Source organism: Massilia sp. LXY-5 (assembly GCF_059801075.1).
In genome coordinates, this window is sequence record NZ_JBNNEH010000001.1 from 37,715 (window position 1) to 60,047 (window position 22,333).

Annotated in this window: 16 protein-coding genes; 10 read left to right on the top strand and 6 right to left on the bottom strand. The window is 66.9% G+C overall.

Annotation, left to right across the window (positions count from 1 at the left end; all coding sequences use genetic code 11):
- Positions 1-40 precede the first annotated feature (40 nt).
- The 3 genes from ACI48I_RS00155 to ACI48I_RS00165 all read left to right on the top strand — a co-directional run bounded on the left by ACI48I_RS00155 (position 41) and on the right by ACI48I_RS00165 (position 11,406).
- Positions 41-8,716 (top strand): glycoside hydrolase family 94 protein, encoded by an 8,676-nt coding sequence (locus ACI48I_RS00155; RefSeq protein ID WP_498572992.1) that lies wholly within the window; start codon positions 41-43, stop codon positions 8,714-8,716.
- Complete coding sequence (locus ACI48I_RS00160) at positions 8,713-9,570, top strand: outer envelope protein (RefSeq protein WP_193688083.1); 858 nt, start codon at positions 8,713-8,715, stop codon at positions 9,568-9,570. Before ACI48I_RS00155 ends, ACI48I_RS00160 begins: the two co-directional genes overlap by 4 nt.
- Positions 9,571-9,729: 159 nt before the next feature.
- A complete protein-coding gene (locus ACI48I_RS00165; protein WP_498572993.1) occupies positions 9,730-11,406 on the top strand; it encodes a CehA/McbA family metallohydrolase in 1,677 nt (558 codons plus the stop codon).
- 11 nt (positions 11,407-11,417) lie between these two features.
- Here ACI48I_RS00165 and bfr read toward each other — a convergent pair whose 3' ends face one another.
- Both bfr and ACI48I_RS00175 read right to left on the bottom strand, forming a co-directional pair.
- Entirely contained in the window at positions 11,418-11,888 is a 471-nt protein-coding gene (gene bfr, locus ACI48I_RS00170) for a bacterioferritin (RefSeq protein WP_193688085.1), read from the bottom strand.
- A gap of 90 nt (positions 11,889-11,978) precedes the next feature.
- Positions 11,979-12,191: a (2Fe-2S)-binding protein gene (locus ACI48I_RS00175; RefSeq protein WP_193688086.1), complete on the bottom strand. Its 213-nt coding sequence runs from the start codon at positions 12,189-12,191 to the stop codon at positions 11,979-11,981.
- Between the two features lie 199 nt (positions 12,192-12,390).
- Between ACI48I_RS00175 and ACI48I_RS00180 the strand changes: the two genes are divergently transcribed.
- Genes ACI48I_RS00180 through ACI48I_RS00190 form a run of 3 tightly spaced genes read left to right on the top strand, consistent with a single transcriptional unit; the run spans position 12,391 to position 14,791 of the window.
- Positions 12,391-12,648, top strand: coding sequence for a FeoA family protein (locus tag ACI48I_RS00180; RefSeq protein WP_136221979.1), 258 nt, complete (start codon positions 12,391-12,393; stop codon positions 12,646-12,648).
- Positions 12,649-12,651: 3 nt separating this feature from the next.
- Positions 12,652-14,529, top strand: a complete 1,878-nt coding sequence (feoB, locus tag ACI48I_RS00185; RefSeq protein WP_498572994.1) for a ferrous iron transporter B — start codon at positions 12,652-12,654, stop codon at positions 14,527-14,529.
- A gap of 1 nt (position 14,530) precedes the next feature.
- Positions 14,531-14,791: a DUF6587 family protein gene (locus ACI48I_RS00190; RefSeq protein WP_498572995.1), complete on the top strand. Its 261-nt coding sequence runs from the start codon at positions 14,531-14,533 to the stop codon at positions 14,789-14,791.
- A gap of 252 nt (positions 14,792-15,043) precedes the next feature.
- Here the strand turns inward: ACI48I_RS00190 and ACI48I_RS00195 are convergent, their stop codons facing one another.
- Entirely contained in the window at positions 15,044-15,856 is an 813-nt protein-coding gene (locus ACI48I_RS00195; RefSeq protein WP_498573337.1) for a DUF72 domain-containing protein, read from the bottom strand.
- Between the two features lie 124 nt (positions 15,857-15,980).
- Here ACI48I_RS00195 and ACI48I_RS00200 point away from each other — a divergent pair, with 124 nt between their 5' ends.
- From ACI48I_RS00200 to ACI48I_RS00210, 3 genes are read left to right on the top strand one after another with little or no spacing between them, the layout of a single operon-like run.
- Positions 15,981-16,652 carry a glutathione S-transferase family protein gene (locus ACI48I_RS00200; protein WP_498572996.1) on the top strand — a complete coding sequence of 224 codons (672 nt, stop codon included), beginning with the start codon at positions 15,981-15,983 and terminating at the stop codon, positions 16,650-16,652.
- 5 nt (positions 16,653-16,657) lie between these two features.
- Positions 16,658-17,434 carry a 5'-3' exonuclease gene (locus ACI48I_RS00205; RefSeq protein ID WP_193688090.1) on the top strand — a complete coding sequence of 259 codons (777 nt, stop codon included), beginning with the start codon at positions 16,658-16,660 and terminating at the stop codon, positions 17,432-17,434.
- A 16-nt stretch (positions 17,435-17,450) separates the two neighbouring features.
- Positions 17,451-17,849 carry an ANTAR domain-containing response regulator gene (locus ACI48I_RS00210; RefSeq protein ID WP_498572997.1) on the top strand — a complete coding sequence of 133 codons (399 nt, stop codon included), beginning with the start codon at positions 17,451-17,453 and terminating at the stop codon, positions 17,847-17,849.
- Here the strand turns inward: ACI48I_RS00210 and ACI48I_RS00215 are convergent.
- Positions 17,846-18,571 carry a GAF domain-containing protein gene (locus ACI48I_RS00215; RefSeq protein ID WP_498572998.1) on the bottom strand — a complete coding sequence of 242 codons (726 nt, stop codon included), beginning with the start codon at positions 18,569-18,571 and terminating at the stop codon, positions 17,846-17,848. The two genes, ACI48I_RS00210 and ACI48I_RS00215, sit on opposite strands and share 4 nt — an antisense overlap.
- A 203-nt stretch (positions 18,572-18,774) precedes the next feature.
- Between ACI48I_RS00215 and ACI48I_RS00220 the strand changes: the two genes are divergently transcribed.
- Positions 18,775-20,589, top strand: a complete 1,815-nt coding sequence (locus ACI48I_RS00220; protein ID WP_498572999.1) for a putative bifunctional diguanylate cyclase/phosphodiesterase — start codon at positions 18,775-18,777, stop codon at positions 20,587-20,589.
- 67 nt (positions 20,590-20,656) lie between these two features.
- Here ACI48I_RS00220 and mnmA read toward each other — a convergent pair whose 3' ends face one another.
- Entirely contained in the window at positions 20,657-21,769 is a 1,113-nt protein-coding gene (gene mnmA, locus ACI48I_RS00225) for a tRNA 2-thiouridine(34) synthase MnmA (RefSeq protein WP_498573000.1), read from the bottom strand.
- Positions 21,770-21,784: 15 nt separating this feature from the next.
- Positions 21,785-22,282, bottom strand: coding sequence for an NUDIX hydrolase (locus ACI48I_RS00230; RefSeq protein ID WP_498573001.1), 498 nt, complete (start codon positions 22,280-22,282; stop codon positions 21,785-21,787).
- Between the last annotated feature and the right edge of the window lie 51 nt (positions 22,283-22,333).

The window sequence follows — 22,333 nt, forward strand, 5'->3', positions numbered from 1 at the left end:
GCGACGTGTTTCGCATGCACGCTCATCATCGAGGCTCCTGTTGAACGACGAATTGCACACCAAGGCCGACGCGCCGCGCGCGGGGCATCCGCCCGTTCGCGACGCCGACGCCGCGGACGGGGCGCCGCTGCGCGCCGAGCGCTTCGATGCCGCGCGCATGGCGCAGCACGGCCGCAGCCTGGCTGGCCGCCATGGGCTGTCGGGCGCGCAGGACGATGCGCGCGCCGAGGACCTGCTGGCGCGCCTGGCGGACAACGCCGCCGCCATCGCCGCCGCCTGCACCTCGCTGACCCAGGCCGCGCGGGACGGCCGTACGGCCCCGGCCGCCGAGCGCCTGCTCGACGCCTGGCGCCTGATCGACGGCCAGGTCCGCACCGCGCGCCGCCACCTGCCGCGCGCCTACAGCCGTGCGCTGCCGCGCCTGGCCGTGCCACGAGAAGTCGCCGGCCAGCCGCGGGTCCACGCGCTGGCGCTCGAAGTCGTCATGCATGGGGACGGCCTGATCGACGAACCGAACCTGGCGCGTTTTATCAACGCCTACCAGGAAGGTGCGCCGCTCACGCTGGGCGAGCTGTGGGCGTTCCCGATCATGCTGCGCCTGGCGCTGATCGACAACCTGCGCCGGCTCGCCGTGCGCCTGCACGCCAGCCTGCAGCAGCAGGGTCTCGCCCGCGACTGGGCCGCCCGCATGCGCGAGACGGCCGAACGCCGCCCCGGCGACCTGGTCCTGCTGGTGGCCGACATGGCGCGCACCAATCAGCCCTTGCAACCCGCTTTCGTGGCCGAACTGGCGCGCCTTTTGGAAGGGCAGGGAGAAGCGCTGGCCCAGGTGCTGCACTGGGTCGGCGCCCGGCTCGCCGACGAGGGCCTGACGGTCGAGGCGCAGGCGGCGCGCGCCACCGAAGAGCAGGCCCTCGACGCGGCCTCGTTCACCAACAGCCTCGACAGCCTGCGCCGGCTCGAGCGCATCGACTGGCATGCCTTCGTCGAGACCGCGAGCGTGGTCGAGCAGGTGCTGCGGCGCGACCCGGCGGGCGTCTACGGCCGCATGGATTTCGCCACGCGCGACCATTACCGCCACACCGTCGAGCGCCTGGCGCGCCAGTGCGGCCAGCCTGAAAGCGAGGTCGCGGCGGCCGCCCTGGCGCTGGCCGAAGGCGGCCTCGATCTGCGCATGCGACATGTGGGCCACTACCTGGTCGGCGATGGCTTGCCAGTGCTGCGCGCGCAACTGCCGCCCGCACGCGGCATGCTGCTCGCACTGCGGCGCGCGGCGCGGCGCCGACCCCTGCTGGCCTACCTCGGCGCGATCGGCGGCTTTACCTTGCTGTTTACGGCGGCACTGCTGGTGCACGCCTACCGGGCCGGCGCCGGCGCCGGCTTGCTGGTCGTGCTCGGCCTGCTGGTGTCCTTCGGCGCCAGCCAGCTGGCGCTGACGCTCACCGATTTGATGGTCGCGCGCCTGGTGGCACCGAAACCCTTGCCGCGCATGGATTTCAGTAGCGGCATCCCGCCGGATGCGCGCACGCTGGTCGTCGTCCCCGCGCTGCTGGACAGCAGCGAGAACCTCAGGTCGCTGTGCGAGGGGCTGGAGCTGCGCTACCTCGCCAACCGCGACCCGCAGCTGCGCTTTTGCCTGCTCACCGATTTCACGGATGCGCCCGAGGAAACGATGTTCGGCGACGTCGAACTGCTGGCAGAAGCCCGTGCCGGCATCGCGGCCCTGAATGCGCGCCATGCCGATCAACCCTTCCTGCTGCTGCACCGGCCGCGCGTCTGGAGTACCAGCGAGCACGCCTGGACCGGGTGCGAGCGCAAGCGCGGCAAGCTGGCCGACCTGAACGCGTATTTGCGCGGCGGCGCGCGCGAACGCTTCATGCTGGTCGAGGGAAATACCGGCGAGTTGGAGGGCATCCGGTACGTCATCACGCTCGATGCCGACACCCAGCTGCCGATCGACAGCGCGCGCCGGATGGTGGCGGCGATGGCGCACCCCTTGAACCAGCCGCTGCTCGATGCGAACGGACGCCGCGTGATCGCCGGCCACGCCTTGCTGCAGCCGCGCGTGGCGACTTCGCTGCCCCTGGAGCGCGCCTCGCGCTACGAGCGCATGTATGGCGGCGCGCCGGGAATCGATCCGTACACCCGCACCGCATCGAACGTCTACCAGGACCTGTTCGGCGAAGGCTCCTTCATCGGCAAGGGCATCTACGAAGTCGACACCTATGTCCGTGTGCTGGCCGGGCGCCTGCCCGACAATGCCGTGCTGTCGCACGACCTGCTGGAAGGCTGCTACCTGCGCAGCGCTGTGCTCAGCGATACCCAGCTGGTGGAGGCTTGGCCGGCGCGCTACAGCGACGACATCGCGCGCCGCCACCGCTGGATCCGCGGCGACTGGCAACTGGCCGGCTGGCTGCGCGCGCGCGTGCCGTCCCGGGACGGGCAGCGCGAAGCCAACCCTTTGAGCGCGCTGGCACGCTGGAAGCTGTTCGACAACCTGCGCCGCAGCCTGGTGGCGCCGACCCTCGCCGCCACCCTGGTGCTGTGCTGGTCGCTGCTGCCGGGGCCTGCCTTCTGGAGCGCGGCGGGATTGTCGGTCTTCTTCCTGCCGGCCTTTTTCAGGATAGGCGTCACCCTGGTCGACAAGCCGCACGACCTGCTGTGGCGCCAGCATTTCACTCGCTGGGCCCATGGCGCGGCGGGCAGCCTCGCCCATGCCGTGACCGGCACCGCTTTCCTGCCGCACGAAGCCTGGTACAGCCTGCACGCGATCGCACGCACCGGCTGGCGCATGCTGGTCTCGCGCCGCCACCTGCTGCAATGGAAGGCGTCGAGCCTGATCCGCTCGAGCACCGACGTCGAATCGGCCTGGCGCAGCATGTGGTTCGCGCCGACGTTCTCGGTGCTCGTCGCCGTGCTGCTGACCTTCCTGCATCCCTTCGCCCTGTTCGCGGCCGCGCCCTTGCTGCTGCTGTGGTTCCTGTCTCCGCTGCTGGCCTGGTGGGTCAGCCTGCCGTTCGAGCGGCCGCCAGCGAAGCTCTCGCCCGAACAGGTGCGCTTCCTGGACAAGCTCGCGCGCCGCAGCTGGGCCTATTTCGAAGACGTGGTCGGCCCGGACAGCCACTGGTTAACGCCGGCCGGCATCCAGGAGCGCCCCGAACCGGCCATCACGCAGTCGACTTCGCCGAGCCAGATCGGCTTGTCCCTGCTGGCCAATCTGACGGCCTGGGACTTCGGCTTCGTGCCGGGTGCCACCGTGCTGGTGCGGGTGCGTGCCGCCTTCGAGAGCATGGCCCTGCTCGAGCGCCGCCGCGGCCATTTTTATGCCGGCTACGACACGCGCACGCTGGCGCCCCTGCCGCCGTTGCGGGTCGATACCGTCGCCAGCGGCAGCCTTGCGGCGCACCTGCTGACCCTGGCGACGGGCCTGGAGGGCCTGCTCGATGCGCCCATCGCCAGCGTACGCGCACTGGAGGGATTGCGCGCCACGCTGCAGGTGGTGGAAGAACATGCGCAAGGCGCACCGTCCGTCGTGCGCAAGGCGCTGGAGAGCTGCCGCGACGCGCTGGCGCCCGAGCGCTGCCGCAATGGCGAGACGCTGCCGGGCCTGGCCGACTGCCTGGGAGCGGCCCTACGCGCGGCCTCGATGCTGCTGGCGACGCTGCCGGACGAGGCGGACGCCCAGCTGCGCGACTGGGCCACGCGACTTGACGCCGACTGCCGCGCGGCGCGCGACGACCTGCTGGTGCTGGCGCCCTGGATGCGCGCGGTGCAGGAATACGTGCTCGATGCCGGCCTGACGCGGGTCCCGACCCTGCGCGAACTGGCGACAATGAGCAGGCCGGCCGCCGATGCGAGCGAGGCCGAACAGGCCCTGGCGCAAATGGTGGAGGAGGGCGCCGCCACGGCGCAGGCGCGCCTGCGCGAGATCGCGACCCTGGCCGCATGCGCGCGCGCATTCGCCGATATGGATTTCGGCTGGCTCCTGCGGCGCGACACGAATTCGCTGGCGCCGGGTTATGACCTGGCCGCGGACCGGCTCGAAGACGGCGCCTGCGATGCACTGGCCTCGACTGCGCGCCTGGCCAGCTTCGTCGGCATCGCCCAGGGAGGGCTGCCGCAGACGCACTGGACCGCCCTCGGCCGCCAGCTGTGCATCGTCGGCAGGGAACAGTTACTCCTCTCGCCGAACGGCGCCATGGCCGACTATCTGGCGCCGCAGCTGGTGATGCCGGCCTACCGCGACACCCTGCTCGACCGCAGCTGCCGCGCGGCCGTGCGCGTCCAGATCGCGTACGCGGCGCGGCGCGACATCCCCTGGGGCATGTCGGATGCGCTCTGCAACCGTTTTGACGGCAGCCTGCGTTACGAACGCCGCGCCTTCGGTGTACCGGGTATGGGCCTGGCGCGCGGCCTCGGCGACGAACTCGTGGTCGCACCCTATGCTTCGCTGCTGGCGCTGATGGTGGCGCCCGAAGCGGCCTGCGCCAACCTGGAGCGCATCGCCGCGCTGGGCTGCACCGGCCGTTACGGCATGTATGAGGCGATCGACTACACCGGCGCGCGCCTGCCGCGCGGCCAGCGTCACGCGATCGTGCGCGCCTTTGCCTCCGACCACCAGGCCATGGGCTTGCTCGCCCTGTCCTCCTTGCTGCATGGGCGTCCGATGCAGCGGCGCTTCGAGGCCGATCCGCAGTTGCGCGCGGCGCTGCTCCTGTTGCAGGAACCGGTGCCGGCGAGCGGCGCCATCCAGTCCGCCGCCTTCGAACTCGATGCGCAGCAGGGCGCGCCCGAGGCGCCTTTGCCGGTCCGTTCGGTTACGCGCGCCGGTGTGGCCCAGCCGCAGCTGCAACTGCTGTCGAACGGGCGCTACCACGTGATGGTGACGAGCGACGGCGGCGGCTACAGCCGCTTGAACGAACTGTCCCTCACGCGCTGGCGGATGGACGCAACCTGCGACGACTGGGGCTTGTTCTGCTACCTGCGCGACCTGGACAGCGGCGCGCTGTGGTCCGGCGCCTGGCAGCCGACGCTGGCCCAGCCCGAGCATTACGAGGCCGTGTTCGCGGAAGAGAAGGTGCAGTTGCGGCGGCGCGACCACGGCATCGAGCTGGTGACCGAGATCGTGGTCGCGCCCGAGGACGATGTCGAGCTGCGCCGCATGCGCATCAAGAATCTGTCCGGGCGGCCGCGCCGCATCGAGTTGACGAGCTATACGGAACCGGTGCTGTCCTTGCCGGCGCAGGACGACGCTCACCCCGCTTTCAGCAAACTCTTCGTGCAGAGCGAAATCGTCGAAGATCGCACCGCCATCCTCTGCACGCGCCGGCCGCGCGCGGAAGGGGAAGCGACGCCCTGGCTGCTGCATGCGATGGCGGTGCACGGCGTCGAGGCCGAAGCGGCCTCGTTCGAAACCAGCCGCGCCGATTTCATCGGTCGCGGCAATCGCAACGCGCTGCCCGCTGCCATGGCGACCGACAGGCCGCTCGATGGCGCGGCCGGTGCGGTGCTCGATCCGGCGCTGGTGATCCGCCGCGTGGTGACGCTCGCGCCCGACGAAGAGATCACGGTCGACCTGGTGCTCGGCGTGGCGGGCGAGCGCGACGCCGCCCTGCACCTGGCCGCCAAGTATGCGCAGCGCCACTGTGTCGAACATACCTTCGAGCTGGCCTGGGCCCAGGGCCAGGCATTGCTCCAGTCCCTGCATGCGAGCGAAGCGGACGCCCAGCTGTATGCGCGTCTGGCGGGCGCCGTGCTGTATCCGCAGCGCGGACTGCGCGCCGATCCGGCGCTCATCGCGCGCAATACCCGCGGCCAGTCCGGCCTGTGGCCATATGCGATCTCGGGCGACTTGCCGATCGTGCTGGTGCAGATCCAGGACGCGGCCCGGCTCGGGCTGGCGCGCCAGCTGCTGCAGGCCCATGCCTGGTGGCGCCATAAGGGTTTATTGGTCGACCTGGTGATCTGGTGCGGGGAGGGCGGCAGCGCGCCCCGTTCGCTGCACGCCCAGCTCCTGGAGCTCATCGCCGCCAGCAGTGCGGCCGCATTGCTCGACCGCCCGGGCGGTGTGTATCTGCAGGTGCTCGAGCAGCTGCCGCAGGAAGACCGGGTCCTGATCGCGGCGCTGGCGCGCGTGGTGCTGGTGGGCGAAGGCGGCAGCCTGGCCGAGCAGCTGCGGCGTGCGCAGGCGGCGCCCGGCACCGGCATGCCGGCGCTGCGCACGGCCGCGCCGCAGCCCGCGGCCGCTCCTGTGCCGGAAGCCGAATCGGAAACCGAAGCGCCCGCGCTCCTGCTCGACAACGGCATCGGCGGCTTCAGCCCCGACGGACGCGAATATCTCATCCGTATAAAGCCCGGGCGGCCGACGCCGGCCCCCTGGTCGAACGTGCTGGCCAGCCCGGATTTCGGCTCGGTCGTCTCTGAAAGCGGCCAGGCTTATACCTGGAGCGGGAACGCCCACAACCTGCGCCTGACGCCCTGGGAAAACGATCCGGTGGGCGACCGCGGCGGCGAAGTGTTTTATCTGCGCGACGAAGCGAGCGGCGTGTTCTGGTCGCCGACCGCATTGCCTGCGCCATCGGGCGGCGACTACCTCACGCGCCACGGCTTCGGCTACAGCGTGTTCGAGCACAGGGCGCACGGCATCCGCACCGAACTGACGCAGTTCGTGGCACACGATGCGCCGGTAAAATACAGCGTGCTGCGGGTACGCAATGACAGCGCGGTGCCGCGGCGCCTGTCGGCGACCGCTTATGTCGAATGGGTGCTGGGCGAGCTGCGTGCGGCATCCAGCATGCACGTCGTGACCGGACGCGATCCGGCCAGCGGCGCGCTGTGCGCACGCAATGCCTGGAACAGCGATGGCGCGGAGCATGCCGCCTTCTTCCACGTCGACGCGCAGGAAGCGGGCTTTACCTGCGACCGCATGGAGTTCATCGGCCGCGGCAGGCATCTGGGCGCGCCGCAGGCCCTGAGCCGCGCGGGGCTGTCCGGCAGCAGCGGCGCCGCACTCGATCCGTGCGCGGCGCTGCAGGTCGCCTTCGAGCTGGCGCCCGGAGAACAGAAGGAGCTGGTGTTCGTGCTCGGTGCCGGCGGTCCGGAGCGGGCGGCGCGCCATGGCGGCAGTACGGCGGCCCGAGCGGCAATCGAACGGGTGAACGCGTACTGGGACGAGACGCTCGGCGCGGTACGCGTCGAGTCGCCCGACCCCAGCCTCGACGTGCTCGCCAACGGCTGGCTCGTGTACCAGACCCTGGCCTGCCGCATGTGGGCGCGCAGCGCCTATTACCAGTCGGGCGGCGCCTACGGTTTCCGCGACCAGTTGCAGGACGCGATGGCACTGGTGCACACGCGTCCGCAACTGCTGCGCGAGCACCTGCTGCTGTGCGCCGGGCACCAGTTCGTCGAGGGGGATGTGCAGCACTGGTGGCATCCGCCTGCGAACGGCGGCGTACGCACGCGCTGCTCGGACGATTTATTGTGGCTGCCGCTGGCCACCTGCCGCTACATCCGCGCCACCGGCGATCTCGCGGTGCTGGGCGAGTCGGCTCCTTATCTGGAAGGGCGTGCGCTCGCATTCGGCGAGGAGTCGTATTTCGACCTGGCGCGCGAGTCCAGCCAGCGCGCCGACCTGTACGAACACTGCGTGCGCGCGATCCGCCACAGCCTGCGCTTCGGCGAACATGGATTACCCCTGATCGGCAGCGGCGACTGGAACGATGGCCTCGACCGCGTCGGCGCCAAGGGACGCGGCGAGAGCGTCTGGCTGGGCTTTTTCATGATCGAGGTGTTAAGCCGCTTCGCCGAACTGGCCGACCGCCGCGCCGACTACGGTTTTGCCACCACCTGCCGCGCCGCCGCGCAGGCGCTCGGCACCCAGCTCGAAAACCACGCCTGGGATGGCGAATGGTACCGCCGCGCCTGGTTCGACGACGGCACCCCGCTCGGCTCGAAGGATAGCGACGAATGCCGCATCGACCTGGTCTCGCAAAGCTGGAGCGTGCTGTCCGGCGCCGCCGGCCCGGAGCGCGCGGCCAGCGCCATGGCGGCGGTCGACACCCACCTGGTGTGGCCGGAATCGCGCCTGATCCGGCTGCTCGATCCGCCCTTCGAGGCCGGCAGCCTGCATCCCGGCAGCCTGCGTGGCTACGCGCCCGGCGTGCGCGAGAACGGCGGCCAGGCGACGCATGCGGCGCTCTGGGGCGCGATGGCCTTTGCGCGCATGGGGAACACCGAGCGCGCCTGGGAACTGTTCGACATGCTCAATCCCGTGCGCCTTGCGGCCACGCTGGACGACTGCGCGCGCTACCGCCTGGAGCCGTATGTTGTTGCTGGGGATGTACACGCGGCCGCTCCCCATGTTGGGCGCGGCGGCTGGAGCTGGTACACTGGCTCAGCCGGATGGATGTACCGGCTGGTCGTCGAATCGCTGCTCGGCATCGAGCGCGTCGGCGAGCGGCTGGTGCTGGCGCCGCAGCTGCCTTGCGGCTGGCCGGGCTTCCGCCTGCAGTACCGCTATCGCGCCACCACGTATGCGATCGAGGTGCGCGTGCTGGATGCCGCCGCGCTGCGGGTCGATGGCGTCGATGTCGGCGGCGACACGCTGCAACTGGTCGACGACGGCCAGGTGCACCGCGTCGAGCTGCATGTCGCGCGCCGGCAGGAGCCGTCCAATCAGGCAAAACGCGAGCAACCTCAGTCCAAGACCATTACATGACCAATAAAATCCTGTGCGCCGCCGGCGCCTCCCTGCTGCTCACCTGTGCCGCCGCCGGCGCTGCCGACTGGAGCGACACCTCGATCAGCTGGCGCTACGGCACCCGCTTCGCCGAGCCGTTCAATCCGGAGCCCATCAAGAAGCACATCTTCGCGCTGACCCACGCCAGCGGCTACAAGTACGGCAGCAACTTCTTCAACGTCGACCTGCTGCAGTCGGATAAAGCCGATCCGGCCTCGCTGACGCAAAGCGAAGGCGCCCAGGAAGCCTATATCGTCTACCGCCACACGCTCGACATCGGCGCCCTGCGCGGCACCGAAATGCGCTATGGCCCGGTAAAGGGTGTCGGCGCCACCTTCGGCTTCGACTGGAACACCAAGAACGACGTCGGCTACAACTCGAGGAAGCGCATGCTGGTCGCCGGCCCGACCCTGATGTGGGACGTGCCCGGTTTCCTGAACACGAGCGTGCTGCTGCTGCGCGAATCGAACGCGCCGAGCGGCGCCTTCCCGCCGATCTCGAACGTCAACGGCCGCTACACCTACGACACCCACGCCGCGCTGTCGGTCAACTGGGCGATTCCCGTGGTCGAGCGCGTCTCGTTCGAGGGTTTTGGCCTGTTCATCGCTGCCAAGGGCCAGGATGAAGTGGGCAACGGCACCGGCGCCGAGACCAACATCGACATGGCGCTGATGTACGACCTCAGCTCCCACTTCGGCCAGGCGAAGAACCGCCTGCGGGTCGGCCTCGAGTACCAGTTCTGGAACAACAAGTTCGGCAACACGCGCGCCACTACCGGCGGGCGCGGCCAGCGCGCCAGCACGCCGATGGTGCGCGCCGAATACCATTTCTGACGAGATGAGGTATCGGCGCAGGTGCCGCCTTCGCGCCGGCACCTGCGCCGGCATCGGGCTGCACCCGGCTGTCCTTTTGTCAAAAAAGATATAGTTAAAGGCAACTAACGCCCGGCCTGGCGCAAGGGCTGATCATGATGCAATTGCAACAATTGCATCATGAAAACCTTTATCTCTACTCCCTCCTGCTTCGCCCTGTTTCTGCTGTGCTGCTGCGCTCCCGGCGCCTTTGCAGCCATCGACGAACACAGCGAATTTGAAGCCACCTTGTTCGCCCCGTATCGGGCGCTTGACCCCGGCAAGGGCGACGCGCGTACGTTTACCCTCGCCTTCGATTATCCGAATGCGCGCCAGGCGCAAGTCGTCGACTGGCAGCTCGAGCTGATCGGTCCGCGCGAGCTCGTCGTGCGCCGCTGGCAGGGCAGCACGCCGCTGGCAGACCAGCCGGTGTCGGTGCGGGTGGAATGGTCCGGCCAGGATGCCGGCAAGCTGGCCGCCGGCGTGTACCAGGTGCGCCTGCGCGCCGCCAGCCGCGCTGCGCTCTCGCATGCACCCTCGGCCGACGTCCACGAGCAGACCTGGCAGATCGAGCTCGGGCCGCCGCGCCTGGCTACCCTGCCGGCCTTTGCGCCGCTGCCGGTCGGCAGGCCGGGCCTGCGCCAGCCGGGCGCACAAGCCTCCACGGCGGCGCTGCCCTACACGGTCTACTTCGGTAACCTGCACAGCCAGACCAACCACAGCGACGGCGGCGCCGAACTGAGCGACTGCAAGGGCGCCCAGGATCCTTTAACGGCGAAATACGGGCCGGACGCCGCCTTTGCCTACGCCAGGAACCACGGCCTCGACATCCTTGTCGCGTCCGAGCACAACCACATGTACGACGGTTCGGACGGCACCGAACCGAATGCCGACCCGGCCGCGGCCAAGGCCCTGTACCGCAAGGGGCTCGACATCGCCGCCGGCTTCAACGCCGCGCACCCGGATTTCCTGGCCGTCTACGGCATGGAGTGGGGCGTCATCAACAAGGGCGGCCACGTCAACATTTTTAACAGCGAGCAGCTGCTGGGCTGGGAAAAGAATGGGCAAGGCGAGCTGCTGGCCGATGTCGCCACGCCGCGCAGCGATTACGCGTTTCTATACACGCTGATGCGCGAGCGCGGCTGGGTCGGCCAGTTCAACCATCCGTCAGCCAGCGGCCAGTTCACGGTGAATGGCACCGCCCTCGGCTACACCGCGGACGGCGACGCGGCCATGGCCCTGTGCGAGGTAGTCAACAGCACGGCCTTTTCAAGCAACGACAAGGAAGCGGAAACCCGGAGAAGCAATTTCGAGGTGGCCTGCAACAAGGTGCTGGAGGCGGGGTATCACGTTGCCTTCAGTACCAACCAGGACAACCACTGCGCCAACTGGGGCACGGCCTATACGAACCGCACCGGCGTGCTGATCCCGGACGGCGAGCCTTTGAGCCAGGCCAGCTTCATCGACGCATTGAAGGCGCGGCGCGTGTTCGCGACGATGGATAAAAGTTCGCAGCTGGTGCTGACCGCCAACGGCCGCATGATGGGCGAGCGGTTGACGAATAGCGGTCCCTTGAACCTGGTGGCGCATTTCGCCAGCACGGCGGGCAAGCAGGTGGCGTCGGTGGCGATCATGGAAGGGGTGCCGGGACGGAACGGGGCCGTCACGCAAATGGCGAGCGAGGCGAACGTCAGTTTTACGCCGTCGGTGGGCGCGCATTTTTATTATGCGAAGCTGACCCAGGCCGATGGCAACATCCTGTGGTCGGCGCCGGTGTGGGTGATGCAGGAGGCGGACGGCACAGCCGCCCGCCGGTGAAACTGAAATCCTTACTCGGCCATCTGGCTCTGCAGGTAATTCTGGATCCCGACCTTCACGATCAGGTCGAGCTGGGTCTCGAGCCATTCGATATGCTCTTCGGTGTCCTCGAGGATCTCGAGCAGCAGGTCGCGCGAGACGTAGTCGGCCGCAAGCTCGGCGGCGGCGATGCCTTCCTTGACCGTGATCTGGGCGCTGCGCTCGAGTTTCAAATCGGCGGCCAGCATCTCTTCGGTGTTTTCGCCGATCAGGAGTTTATGCAGGGCTTGCAGGTTCGGCAGGCCGTCGAGCATCAGGATGCGGTCGATCAGCTTGTCGGCATGTTTCATTTCGCCGATCGATTCGTCGTATTCCTTCTTGCCGAGCTTGAAGAAACCCCAGTGCCGGTACATCCGCGCGTGCAGGAAGTACTGGTTGACCGCGGTGAGCTCGTTGGTCAGCTGCGCGTTGAGCAGCCGGATGACGTTGGGATCGCCCTTCATGATGTGCCTTATTGTTGGTGTGCGTTGCCACCATCATAGCAAAAGGGCAGCAGCGCGCGGCCGGAACCGCGGCGCAAGCAACAGGTGGGATCAGGCCAGCTGGGAGGAGCGGAAGCTCAGTTCGGTAACCACGGTCTTGCTGTCGAGGGCTTCGTGCAGCACTTCGCGTGCATAGCTGATGCATTTGCCGCAATCGGTGCCCAGGCCCAGTTCCGCGCGCAGTGCGGCGATCGAGGTGATGCCGAGGTCGACGGCCTGGCGGATTTCACGGTCGGAGATGTTGTTGCAGACACAGACGATCATCGAAGCAGTCCCTGAAGTTTTACCTGAGTTGTCACTCGAATAATGAGAATCGTTCTCATTCGTGTTCTATTCTGCGTAAAATTTTCGACGAACGCAAGCGGTTTTGTCGTGTGATCAAAGCTGCAAATAGAAATAATTCGCATTTAGGTTTATGATGCTAGTATCTGTCTCATCAGCGCTACACCACCGGAACGCCGCCATGACCCTAGTCCCCACTTTGACCACACTCGACGCCCTCAAGGCCGGACAGAGTGCGACCGTGATCCACCTTGCGCCGCACGCACTGGGCGGTCAGGACGTGGCGCGCCGCCTGATGGAACTCGGCTTCGTGCCGGGCGAACGCATCCGCATGCTGAAACGCGGGCTGCCGGGCGGCCCGGTTGCCGTCAAAGTCGGCGAATCGACCTTCGCCCTGCGCAAGTTCGAGGCCGCACTCGTCTCAATCCAGCCGGAATAATCGATGGGCGTCATGGAACAACAGGTGGCGGCGCGCTCGCCCCTGATCGCTTTACTCGGCAATCCGAACTGCGGCAAGACGGCGCTGTTCAACCGCCTCACCGGCGCGCGCCAGAAGGTCGCGAACTACGCCGGCGTCACCATCGAACGCAAGGAGGGCAGTTTTACTTCGCCCGCCGGACGCGCGCTGCGCGTGCTCGACCTGCCCGGCGCCTACAGCCTGTCCGCGCAAACCCCGGATGAAGCGATCACGCGCGACGTGGTGGCCGGCCTGCGCGAAGGCGAAGCGGCGCCGGACGCCGTCGTCTGTGTCGTCAACGCCACAAACCTGCGCCTGAATTTGCGCCTGGTGCTGGAAATCCAGCGCCTCGGGCTGCCGATGCTGCTGGCCCTGAACATGGTCGACGTCGCAAAAAAACGCGGCATCGAGATCGATACGGCGAAACTGTCGCAGGAACTGGGCATGCCGGTGGTCGAGACGGTCGCGATCCAGGCCGGCGGCGAACAGGCCTTGTTGGAAGCGCTCGACCGCATGCCGCTCGAACCGGCCACGCCGCAGCCTTTGTCCAGTATCGACGCCGTTCCGGTCGAGCAGACCCAGCGCGAAGTGCGGCGCATTCTCGCCGCCACCACCAACTACGCGCACGACAAGGGCAACCTGTCCGAGAAGATCGACCACGTGGTCCTGCATCCGGTGGTCGGCCCGATCCTGCTGGCTGCGCTGATGTTCATCATCTTCCAGGCCGTGTTCAGCTGGGCCGAAGCGCCGATGGATTTCATCACCAGCACCGTCGAGGGCATCGGCAAGTGGATCGGCGGCACCATGTCCGAGGGACCGCTGCGCAGCCTGATCGTGGACGGCATCATCGCCGGCGTCGGCGGCGTGCTCGTGTTCCTGCCGCAGATCCTGATCCTGTTCTTCTTCATCCTGATCCTCGAGGATTGCGGCTACCTGCCGCGCGCCGCTTTTCTCCTCGACCGCATGATGGGCGGCGTCGGGCTGTCGGGGCGCGCCTTCATTCCCTTGTTGTCCTCGTTCGCCTGCGCGATTCCCGGCGTGATGGCCGCGCGCACGATCCAGAACCCGCGCGACCGCCTGGTGACGATCATGATCGCGCCGCTGATGACCTGTTCCGCGCGCCTGCCGGTGTACGCCCTGATCATTGCCGCCTTCATCCCCGACCGTAAAATCGGCATCGTCAACTTGCAGGGCCTGGTGCTGTTCGTGCTGTACGCGCTCGGTATCGTCAGCGCCATGCTGGTGGCCTGGTACATGAAACGCCGCAGCGGCAGCGGCCAGCATCCGCTGATGCTGGAACTGCCCGCTTACCACTGGCCGCACCTGCAGACCCTGGCCCTTGGCCTGTGGGAACGCGCCAGGATCTTCCTGATGCGGGTCGGTACCATCATCCTGACGCTGATGGTGCTGGTCTGGTTCCTCTCGAGTTTCCCGGGGGCGCCCGAAGGTGCAACCCAGCCGCCGATTTATTACAGCGTGGCCGGCATGCTGGGGCGCGCCTTGTCGGTCATTTTCGAGCCGATCGGTTTCGGCTGGCAGATCTGCATTGCCCTCGTGCCCGGCATGGCCGCGCGCGAAGTGGCCGTCGGCGCGCTCGGCACCGTGTATGCGCTGGCCGGCTCCGGCGACGACGTAGCGAACACCCTCGGCCCGCTGATCGCCGGCTCGTGGTCGCTGGCGACGGCCTTGTCTCTGCTGGCCTGGTACGTCTACGCGCCGCAATGCCTGTCGACCCTGTCGGTGGTGCGCCGCGAAACCGGCAGCGCCAAGTATGCCTGGATGATGGCGGGCTACATGTTCGCGCTGGCCTACATCGCTTCCTTCATCACCTACCGCGTCGCGCTGGCGCTCGGCGGAGGCTGAGATGTGGCAGGAACTCGTCGTCGCGCTGGTCGTGGTGGGTGCCGCCGTCTACGTCGGCGCGAAATACCTGCCGGCCGCGTGGCGCATCCGCATCGTCAACCGCCTCTCGCGCGGCGGCACGGATTCGAAGCTGGTGCGCTGGCTGGATACGGCCGACAGCTGCGGGGGCGGGTGCAAGAGCTGTAATACCTGCGAGACGCCGGAAGAGTTGACGCCGCCCGTGGGCAACAGCCATCGCGTCATCAAGCTCCATAAAAAGTAGGGTGGGCACTTGTGCCCACGCCGTCTAAGCTTGCGCACACGGCGCTGCCATCGGAACGCCGATGCCGATGCGTCCCGATTGATTTAACCATCCTCACCTACATGGCGCCGCATTACGATGCCGCACCATGTCACTGTGCGTCAAGCAGTGTATCCAGAGGATTGGGGCGGGACACCGGAGATCATCGACATGTTGATCGAGTAGGCAGTGGTGGTATGCCGGAGTAGGACCGCGTGGGCACAAGTGCCCACCCTACAACCCCAGCGCCCTTATCAGGCGCTGCGCGTCATAGGGCGCATGCACCTTGATATCGTTATCGAAGTAGCAGTACACATCCCCATGTTTGCTCCAGCCGCGGATGCGTTTGGCCCAGCGCTCGGTCGCTTCGTCGTCGTAGCCACTGGCGTATAACTCCTTGTCGCCGTGCAGGCGGATGTAGACGAAGTCGGCCGTCACATCGTCGAGGTAGGGGAATTTGCCGGCCGTGTCGGCGACGACGAGGGCGACCTTGTATTTCCGGAGCAGGGCGAGGAAGCGCTCGTCCCGAAAACTCTCGTGGCGGACCTCGACGGCGTGGCGCATCGGGCGTTTGGCATCCATCGCCAATGACACTTTCCCTTCCATGCGCGACTGGTGGTGGCGCGCCAGTTCCAAAGCGGCTTGCGTATCCTGCGGCAGGATGCCGAGGAAGTGTTCGAAGCGCTCGGGATCGAATTTGACCATCGGCGGGAATTGCCAGAGGAAGGGGCCGAGCTTTTCGCGCAGCTCGAACACGCCCGAGGCGAGCACGTTGGCCAGCGGCGCGTCGATGTCCTTCAATTTGAGCATGTGCGTGATGAAACGGTTGCCCTTCACCGCGAAGACAAAGCCGGGCGGCGTCGCCGCATACCAGGCGGCGTAACTCTCGGGGCGCTGCAGCGAATAGAAGGAGCCGTTGATTTCGATCGTCGGCAGCTGGCGCGAGGCGTAGTCGAGCTCGCGCGCCTGCGCCAGGCCGGGAGGATAGAATTTTCCGCGCCAGGGTGCGTAGCGCCAGCCGGAGATGCCGATGTGGATCTTGCCCATGCAGCCCATCATAGTGGGCGGGCGCGCCCGGCTCGGTGCGGTGCCGAACCCTGCCGCCAGGCCTGCCTTTTTGGAAAGCTTCAACAATGCTAAGCTAACGGTCTTATCCTACCGGCATGCGCCCATGATCACCGTCCATCACCTGAACAATTCGCGCTCGCAGCGCATCCTGTGGCTGCTCGAAGAACTGGGCCTGCCTTATGAAATCAAGAAGTACCAGCGCGACCCGAAGACGATGCTGGCGCCGCCGGAACTGAAGGCCGTGCACCCGCTCGGCAAATCGCCGGTGATCACGGATGGCGACACGGTCGTGGCCGAGTCGGGCGCGATCGTCGAATACCTGGTCGAACGCTACGGCAACGGGCGCCTCATTCCGGCCGCCGGTACGCCGGAAAAACTGAAGTACACGTTTTTGCTGCACTTCGCGGAAGGCTCGGCCATGTCGCCGCTGCTGATGAAACTGGTGTTCGACCGCATCGAGAACGGCCCGATGCCCTTCTTTGCGAAACCGATCGCACGCACCATCGCGCGCAAGGTCAAGGGCGCCCTGGTCGAGCCGAACATCAAGAGCCAGCTCGACTATCTGGAATCGGAACTGGCCACGCGCGACTGGTTCGCCGGGAGTGACATGACGGCCGCCGACATCCAGATGAGCTTTCCATTGGAAGCGGCCGCCTCGCGCGCCGGACTGGGCGCAAACTATCCACGCCTGAGCGCCTTCCTGGCCCGCATCCATGCCCGTCCGGCCTATGCGCGCGCACTGGAACGCGGCGGCAAGTACGACTACGCAAGGTAAATCGCATGGCCAAGCTGCTCGCGATCGACGGACTGAACATCGTGCGCCGGGTCTACGAAGCCAGCCCGGAGCCCGACTCCGATCTCAAGGCCGGCATCGCCCTGCGCCACGCGTTCTCGTCGTTTCGCATCCTGCTCGAGACGCATGCGCCGACCCACGTGCTGGCCGCTTTCGACTACGGCGGCCAGACCTGGCGCCATGCGCTGTACCCGCGCTACCGCGAACACCGCGCGCCGATGCCGTCGGTGTTGCGGGAGGCCTTGCCGGAATTCCAGGAGCGCCTGCGAACGGCCGGGGTGCCGGTGGCGATGCTGCCGGAAGTCGAAGCGGACGATGTCGTCGCCACCTGCGTCATGCGCTGGCTGAACGAGAACCGGGGGGAAGCCATCGTCGCCACCACCGACAAGGATCTGCACGTCCTGATCGCACAGGGCGCCCTCGTGTGGGATCATTTTAAAAACGAGTGGCACGACGACGCCTGGGTACGCAACAAGTTCGGCGTGGCGCCGGAACTGCTGCACGATCTGCTGGCGCTGATGGGCGACGCCACCGACGGCGTGCCGGGCGTCTCGAAGATCGGCATGAAGACGGCGGCGCGCCTGCTGAATGCCTATGGCAGCCTGGACGCCGTCATGGCCGGCGCCGGCATCCTCAAAACGCCGCTGGGCGAGCGCCTGCGCGCCGAGCGCGACATCCTGTACCTGTCGCGCCAGCTGGTGCAGCTGAAGACCGACGTGCGCCTTGGGGTCACGTGGAAGATGCTGGCCTACGAATCGCATTGAACGAGAAGGATCCGGAATGCTCAAAGCAGTGATAGTCGATTCGAACGCGATTTCGCGCGGCTTGTTGAATACGGTATTGATGGACGGCGGCTACGAGGTCGTCGCCCAGGCGCACACCGGCCACAGCGCGCTGGTGCAGGCGGCGAAATACCGCCCGCAGATCATGTGCATCGCGCGCGAGCAGGTCGAGGACGGCAGCAATGTCGTCGAGCAGCTGCGCGCGAACCTGCCGAAAACCCTGGTCTTCATGGTCTCGGGCACGCTCGACGCACCCACCATCGAAGCCGCGCTGGCGCGCGGTGTGCACGGCTTCATCGTGAAACCGTTCAAGGCCGACGCCGTACTAAAAACCATCCGCAATACCGTCATCGCCGTGGTGCGCAAGCAGCAGGCGGGCGGTAGCTCGTCTACCTAGCGCCGCCTGATCTCCTCGGCGGCGATGGCCGTCAATTCGCCCAGCGCGCGCATTTCCCGCTCGCGCAGGCGGCGCGGCTCGCGGTCCATGACGCACAGGGCGCCAAGCCGGAAACCCCGCGCGTCAAGCAGCGGAAAACCCGCATAAAAGCGCAGGTGCGGCGCGCCGACCACCAGCGGGTTGTGCCGGAAGCGCTCGTCGAGCAAGGTGTCGGGCACGACCAGCGGCCCGTCCTGGGCGATCGTATGGCTGCAAAAGGCGTCCTCGCGTGCGGTCTGCGGCAGGTGGATGCCGATCCGCGACTTGAACCACTGGCGGCGCGCCGTGACCAGCGACAGCAGCGCGATCGGGCACTCCGTGATCTGCGCGGCGAGCCAGGTCAGGCGGTCGAAGACGGCTTCCGCTTCGCTGTCGAGCAGGCCGGTGGCGCGCAAGGCGTCCAGCCGCGCGTGCTCCTGGCCGGGCAGGGCGCAGCCGGCGCCGGGGACGAAGTCTTCAGGATCGGCGCTGCCTGCCGACGGCTCCAGGCCGGCACGTGCGCGCAGCAAGGCGCTGACGTCGGACAGGCGCACGCGCCGGTGCCCGCCCGGCGTCTTCCAGGCCGGCAGCACGCCGTTTTCGATCCATTGCTGCGCCGTGCTGACGGCAATCCCGAGCAGTTGGCCTGCTTCGCGCGTGGTGAGGATCGGATCGTCCCCCTGGTCGGCGCTGGATACATCCATAATCAAAGTTCCACTCAAGCAATAATTGATGAACATTCTACTTCAGGAATCTGACAAAATGCCGGAATTGATGATTGCAAGACCGTTTTAATTGCGTTTCGCCCACAATATGGTGTATTCACGTGTCGGTTCAGAATAATTTAGTTGACTGATGGAAATTTGACGATCAGAATGGGTCAATTCATCATTTTCGTCATATCCTCATGAGCCAACCTCCGCCGGTCCTGCTGGAAGCAGCCCGCCTCGACGCACTGCGCAAGCTCGACCTGCTCGACACGCCTCCCAACGAAGCGTTCGACCGCATCACGCGGATGGCTGCCCAGCTGTTCGGCCTGCCGATTGCGGCGGTGTCGCTCACCGATGTCGACCGCCAGTGGTTCAAGTCGCGCGTCGGCGTCGCGCATGGTTCGATCCCGCGCGACATGGCGCCCTGCGGCGAAGTGGCGAACACGGCACGCATGCTGGTCATCCCCGACCTCCTGGTCGAGGCCTGCTATCGCGACAGCCCCCTGGCCGCGAGCGGCGTGCGTTTCTATGCCGGCGCGCCGCTGGTCACGCGCGACGGTTATAGCCTCGGTGCGCTGTGCGTCCTCGGCACCGAGCCGCGCACGATCAGCGAGACCGAGCGCATCGGACTTGCCGACCTGGCCTCGATGGTGATGGCGCAGATCGAGCTGCAGCACGCGATCGGGCGCATCGATCCGGTCAGCGGCATCCCGAACCGCAACCAGTTCGTCGACGACCTGCTCGACCTCGCGCTCGAGCGCCCGGCGGGCGAGGCGCGCCTGGCGGCGCTGGTGAACCTGGCCACGCCCGAGCAGATGAGCAGCGCGGTGCGCGCGATGGGCGCCGGCTTTTACGAGGACATTGTCGGCGACGCGGTGCGTACGCTGCGTTCGGCGCTGGGACCGGCGCGCAGGCTGTACCACGTCGGTCCGACCCAGTTCGCTTTCCTGGCCGAACCAGGCGCGGACCTGGCGCGCTTTTGCGACTGGCTCAGCGCCTGGGTCGCGCTGCGCGCCGACAGCCCGACTGCCCGTTTCGTCACCACCGCCACCGTCGGTGTGTCTCCGTTCACGACCGGTCAGGCGGCCCCCCTGGACCTGCTGCGCGACATGTACAGTGCCGCCCACGATGCGATCGAGGGCTCGCACCGGGTGCGCGTTTTCTCGGCCGAGCAGAATGCCGTGTTCATGCGGCGCTTCCGGATCGCCAACGAATTCGGCGCCGCCTTGAACGACGACAGCCAGCTGCGCCTCGTGTTCCAGCCGAAGATCGAACTGGCGACCGGCCGCTGCATCGGCGCCGAGGCGCTGCTGCGCTGGCGCCATCCGGCGCTGGGTGAGGTCTCGCCGGGCGAATTCATTCCCGTGATCGAGCAGACCTCGCTGGCCCGTGCAGCCACGCGCTGGGTGCTCGAGCGCGCGCTGCGCCAGCTCGCAAGCTGGCGCCGCGCCGGGCTGGCGCTGCAGGTGGCGGTCAACGTGTCGGCCGTGAACCTGCTCGAAGCCGACTTCTGCGAGCACGTGCTGTCACGCCTGCGCGCCCACGACCTCGCCCCCGGCGCACTGGCGATCGAAATCACGGAGAGTGCCTTGATGAGCAAGCGCGCGCTGGCCGCCGCGACCCTCGAGGGCCTGGCCGCGGGCGGCGTGCAGCTGGCGATCGACGACTTCGGCACCGGCTACAGCAGCCTGGCCTACCTGCAGAGCGTGCCGGCGAAAGTGGTCAAGATCGACCAGAGTTTTATCCGCGACCTCGACCAGGATGAACGCAAGCGCGCTTTGGTGGCGACCATGATCAAGCTGTCGCACGACCTCGGCCAGCTGGTCGTGGCCGAGGGTGTGGAGACGGCGCCGGTGGCGCAGTTCCTGGCAGGCGCCGGCTGCGACCAGGTGCAGGGATATTTGTACGCGCGTCCGCAGGCGCCGGAACAGTTCGAAGACTGGATTTGCGCCGAGTGGACGCTGGCGCGCCCGCGCGGGACCAGGCAGGCAGCAGCGCTGGCCTGCGCCTGACGGGCAGAGGACAAAAAAGAAGGGTCGGCAATGCCGACCCTTCTTTTTACTGCACGCGCTAGCGGCGCTACCCGTTCACGGCGCTGGCGCCGTCGATGATGCCGCCGCCCAGGCAAATATCGCCGTCATACAGCACGGCCGACTGGCCCGGCGTCACCGCCCATTGCGGTTCAAGGAAATCGAGCGCGAAGCGATCCAGGCCATCGGCCGCAACCGTGCAGGCAACGTCGGCCTGGCGGTAGCGTGTCTTGGCCGACAGCGGGCCGGGGGCAGGGGCTTCGCCCGCGACCCAGCTGGCCTGGCCCGCTTCCAGGCGAGCGGACAATAACCACGGATGGTCATGGCCCTGCACGATGTACAGGGTGTTGTTGGCGATGTCCTTGCGCGCGACAAACCACGGCTCGCTGGTGCCGTCGGCATTCCTGTGCGATTTTAAACCGCCGATGCCGATGCCCTTGCGCTGGCCCAGCGTGTAAAACGACAGGCCGATGTGTTCGCCCACGACCTGCCCGTTGTCGAGCTTCATCGGCCCAGGCTTGTGCGACAGGTAGCGATTCAAAAAGTCGCGGAACGGGCGCTCGCCGATGAAGCAGATGCCGGTCGAATCCTTCTTCGCCGCGTTCGGCAGCTTCAATTTTTCCGCGATCTTGCGCACTTCGGTTTTCGGGATTTCGCCGAGCGGGAAGAGCGACTTCGACAACTGCGCCTGGTTCAGCCGGTGCAGGAAATAGCTTTGATCCTTGGTGTGATCGAAGGCTTTCAGCAGCTCGAACTTGCCCATCGAATTTTCGCGCACGCGCGCATAGTGGCCGGTGGCGATCAGGTCGGCACCGAGCTTCATCGCGTGGTCCAGGAAAGCCTTGAACTTGATCTCGGCATTGCACAGCACGTCCGGATTCGGCGTGCGGCCGGCCTGGTATTCGCGCAGGAATTCGGCGAACACACGGTCCTTGTATTCGGCGGCGAAATTCACGGCCTCGATGTCGACGCCGACCACGTCGGCCACGCTGGCCGCGTCGATCCAGTCCTGGCGCGTCGAACAGTATTCGGAATCGTCGTCGTCTTCCCAGTTCTTCATGAACAGGCCGACCACGTCGTAGCCTTGCTCCTTCAGCATCCAGGCCGCGACCGAGGAGTCGACTCCGCCCGACATTCCGATCACGACTTTTTTCTTGCTCATATCAATTCCGCTTGTTTAGGTCTGATTACTTGTCAGGCCTTCTTCAAATACCGACGGGTGGGTGTACAGCAGCGCCAGGTCGGTGCGCCGGCCGGCCAGGTAATCGTCCACGCATTGCAGGACGATCGGGCTGCGGTGGCGCTCGCTACTGGCGGCGATCTCGTCGCGCGTCATCCACAGCGTGCGCAGGATGCCGTCGTCGAGCGGCTGGTCGTACTGCTTGCCGGCGGTGCCGCAGAAGGTGAAGCGCAGATAGGTGATGTCGGCCTGGCGCGACTTCGAGTAATAGCGCGACATGTACATCCCGACCAGGCCGGTGGGGATGAATTCGTGCGCCGCCTCTTCCATGGCTTCACGCACGACCGCCTGCTCGAGCGACTCGCTCGGGTCCAGGTGCCCGGCCGGCTGGTTCAGCTTGATGCCTTCGCTCGTCTCTTCCTCGATCAGGAGGAAACGGCCATCCCGTTCGATGATGGCGGCAACAGTGACTGACGGTCTGAAGGTATGGGTCATGCGCGTCCTCGACAAATGAGCCGATATTCTACAGCGGTGCGCAAAGGGTTG

Coding starts and splice junctions, on each gene's coding strand:
- ACI48I_RS00160 (WP_193688083.1), top strand. CDS start 8,713: ATGACCAATAAAATCCTGTGCGCCGCCGGCGCCTCCCTGCTGCTCACC.
- ACI48I_RS00165 (WP_498572993.1), top strand. CDS start 9,730: ATGAAAACCTTTATCTCTACTCCCTCCTGCTTCGCCCTGTTTCTGCTG.
- bfr (WP_193688085.1), bottom strand. CDS start 11,888: ATGAAGGGCGATCCCAACGTCATCCGGCTGCTCAACGCGCAGCTGACC.
- ACI48I_RS00175 (WP_193688086.1), bottom strand. CDS start 12,191: ATGATCGTCTGTGTCTGCAACAACATCTCCGACCGTGAAATCCGCCAG.
- ACI48I_RS00180 (WP_136221979.1), top strand. CDS start 12,391: ATGACCCTAGTCCCCACTTTGACCACACTCGACGCCCTCAAGGCCGGA.
- feoB (WP_498572994.1), top strand. CDS start 12,652: ATGGGCGTCATGGAACAACAGGTGGCGGCGCGCTCGCCCCTGATCGCT.
- ACI48I_RS00190 (WP_498572995.1), top strand. CDS start 14,531: ATGTGGCAGGAACTCGTCGTCGCGCTGGTCGTGGTGGGTGCCGCCGTC.
- ACI48I_RS00195 (WP_498573337.1), bottom strand. CDS start 15,856: ATGGGCAAGATCCACATCGGCATCTCCGGCTGGCGCTACGCACCCTGG.
- ACI48I_RS00200 (WP_498572996.1), top strand. CDS start 15,981: ATGATCACCGTCCATCACCTGAACAATTCGCGCTCGCAGCGCATCCTG.
- ACI48I_RS00205 (WP_193688090.1), top strand. CDS start 16,658: ATGGCCAAGCTGCTCGCGATCGACGGACTGAACATCGTGCGCCGGGTC.
- ACI48I_RS00210 (WP_498572997.1), top strand. CDS start 17,451: ATGCTCAAAGCAGTGATAGTCGATTCGAACGCGATTTCGCGCGGCTTG.
- ACI48I_RS00215 (WP_498572998.1), bottom strand. CDS start 18,571: ATGGATGTATCCAGCGCCGACCAGGGGGACGATCCGATCCTCACCACG.
- ACI48I_RS00220 (WP_498572999.1), top strand. CDS start 18,775: ATGAGCCAACCTCCGCCGGTCCTGCTGGAAGCAGCCCGCCTCGACGCA.
- mnmA (WP_498573000.1), bottom strand. CDS start 21,769: ATGAGCAAGAAAAAAGTCGTGATCGGAATGTCGGGCGGAGTCGACTCC.
- ACI48I_RS00230 (WP_498573001.1), bottom strand. CDS start 22,282: ATGACCCATACCTTCAGACCGTCAGTCACTGTTGCCGCCATCATCGAA.